2 protein-coding genes are annotated in these 2,586 nt (G+C 61.6%); both read right to left on the bottom strand.

Annotated features, from left to right (window positions below; all coding sequences use genetic code 11):
- Positions 1–191 precede the first annotated feature (191 nt).
- On the bottom strand, positions 192–950 hold the full coding sequence (locus tag Q0341_RS09940) for a YdcF family protein (protein ID WP_299512716.1): 759 nt from the start codon (positions 948–950) through the stop codon (positions 192–194).
- Between the two features lie 289 nt (positions 951–1,239).
- Positions 1,240–2,211 (bottom strand): UDP-glucose 4-epimerase GalE, encoded by a 972-nt coding sequence (gene galE, locus Q0341_RS09935; protein ID WP_299512714.1) that lies wholly within the window; start codon positions 2,209–2,211, stop codon positions 1,240–1,242.
- Positions 2,212–2,586 lie beyond the last annotated feature (375 nt).

The following is a 2,586-nucleotide window of genomic DNA, read 5'->3' as shown; positions in this document are numbered from 1 at the left end:
CGGGCGCTTTCGCGCAGAGCGGCAAACAGGCTTTCGGCCAAGCTCGGCTCCAGCAGGCGGTAAACATCCCCCGTAGGTCGCGGCCTTCAGGTCCGACACTCCCCCGTAGGTCGCGGCCTTCAGGTCCGACACCCATCCCCTCGAGAAGCGACATGTCAAACCCTTGCGCCCCACCGCCCCCCACGTCGGACCTAAAGGCGCCGACCTACAAACCCCGTCACCGCATACACCGCCCCGCCTACCCACTCATGCAAGGCCGTTTGCCAACGCAACAAACTGTCGGCCAATGCGTACTCGGTCCAATCCGACACATCGCCCGTCCTGAAATCCACCGGATACGCGGTCACCTTGCAACCCACCGCCTCAAACTCGGCCATCGAGCGCGGCATGTGCCAGGCCGACGTCACCAAAAGCCAAGGCTGCTGGCACCGCTCACCCAACAAGGCCGCCACCTGCCGGGCGTTTTCTCGGGTCGTGCGCGAACCGCCCTCCAGCGTCACACGGGCCATGTCCACACCCTGCGCCTCAAAAAACGCCTTGGCCAATGACGCCTCGCTCACGCCTGTGGCCCACAAACGCCCCTCGCCACCCGAAAAAACCAATTGCAGATGCGGGTGCTCACGCATCAGCCCCACCGGCACCGACATGCGCTCGGCCGCCGCACCCAAAGGCACCTGCCCATGCGCCTGAAACACCCCCGGGTGCTCCGTGGCACCGCCCAACACAATCACCCCCACCTGCCCAGCCATGGCCGCTTTGGCAGGCGTCGAGTAACGGTTCTCCAAAGGCCGCAACAGCAAATCCGGCACCGACGTGAAACCCAACAAGCCCAACACCACCAGGCCCGACCAAAGCATGCGCACGGCAACACGCCTGCGCCGACCCAACACCAGCAAAGCCAATCCCCACCACAGCGCCAGCCAAAACACCGGCTGCGTGATCGCAGACATCAACTTCGACAAAACAAACATACGCTCACCTCTGCCATCTAAAAAAGTAGGTCGCAGCCTTCAGGTCCGACATCTCCCCGTAGGTCGCGGCCTTCAGGTCCGACACCCATCCCCTCGCGAAGCGACATGTCAAACCCTTGCACCACGTCAACGCCCCATGTCGGACCTGAAGGCGCCGACCTACCAATCGCACCCCCACGTCGGACCTAAAGGCACCGACCTACCAATCCCATCACCCGCGTCGCGGCCTTCAGGTCCGACACCTATCCCCTCGCGCAGCGACAGGCCCTCACTCGCCCCGGATTTCCCAGCGCCAAGCATGTTCCACAATCGTGGCCAGATCGGCATAGCGCGGCTGCCAGCCCAGCTTTTCACGTATCAAACTCGCATCGGCCACCAAACGCGCTGGGTCGCCTGCGCGGCGGGGGCCGTTCACCACGGCAATGGAGCGGCCGGTCACTTGCTGTGCGGTGTCAATCACCTCTTGCACAGAAAACCCCTGGCCATTGCCCAAGTTGTAAGCTTGGCTGCCCGCGCCACCCATCAGCGACTGCAGCGCCAGCCCATGCGCCGAGCACAAATCTTCGATGTGGATGTAATCGCGAACGCAAGTGCCATCGGGCGTGTCGTAATCGCGGCCAAAAACCCCAATGTGTGGCCTGCGCCCCGACGCCGCCTGCAACACCAGCGGAATCAAATGCGTCTCCGGCTCATGCCGCTCACCCAACTGCCCCTCAGGGTCGGCACCAGCCGCATTGAAATAACGCAAACACACCGAACGCAAACCATACGCCCGCTCGTAATCGGCCAACACCTGCTCCACCATCAACTTGGTGCGGCCATACGGATTGATCGGCTGCTGCGGATGCCGCTCGTCGATGGGCGAATACTGCGGCTCGCCAAACGTCGCCGCCGTCGAAGAAAAAATAAAACGCCCCACCCCATGCGAGCGCATCGCATCGAGCAAACCCAGCGTGTTGACCACATTGTTTTGGTAATACTTGGCAGGCTGCTGCACCGACTCGCCCACCTGAATGAAAGAAGCGAAATGCATCACCGCATCAAAACCCCGGGCCAGCACAGCATCCAACATAGCGCGGTCGCCCATGTCGCCTTGCACAAAATCGCCGCACAACACCGCATCCCGGTGCCCCGACGACAAATCGTCCAGCGTCGTCACGTCGCAACCTTGTCGGCCCAACATCTTCACCATGTGCGAACCAATATAACCAGCCCCACCCACCACCAAAACTTTGCTCATCGCTTCATCCATTCAAAACAACTGTGATCTGACACCAATGGATTATCTGACCCACGAATGATGGGTGTCGGACCTGAAGGCGCCGACCTACAAATCGCATCCCCCGCGTCGCGCCCATCACGGTCCGACACCTCCCCGTAGGTCGAGGCCTTCAGGTCCGACATCTCCCCGTAGGTCGTGGCCTTCAGGTACGACAGCCATCCCCTCGCGAAGCGACACATCAAACCATTGCGCCCCACCACCGCCCCATGTCGGACCTGAAGGCGCCGACCTACAAATCGCATCACCCGCGTCGCTGTTGCTGCCGATGCTCATTTGAACAGGGCAAGCGAAACCTGATGACCACGCCTTAGATTGGGGATGCATTGCCCTGTG

The sequence above is a fragment of the uncultured Limnohabitans sp. genome (assembly GCF_937889215.1).
GTDB lineage: Bacteria > Pseudomonadota > Gammaproteobacteria > Burkholderiales > Burkholderiaceae_C > Limnohabitans_A.
The sequence above is the reverse complement of the archived record's forward strand: the minus strand, read 5'-3'. Positions and strand labels throughout refer to the sequence as shown.

Bases quoted from the DNA above. Each gene is read 5' to 3' on its own strand.
- galE (WP_299512714.1), bottom strand. From the start codon at position 2,211: ATGAGCAAAGTTTTGGTGGTGGGTGGGGCTGGTTATATTGGTTCGCAC.
- Q0341_RS09940 (WP_299512716.1), bottom strand. From the start codon at position 950: ATGTCTGCGATCACGCAGCCGGTGTTTTGGCTGGCGCTGTGGTGGGGA.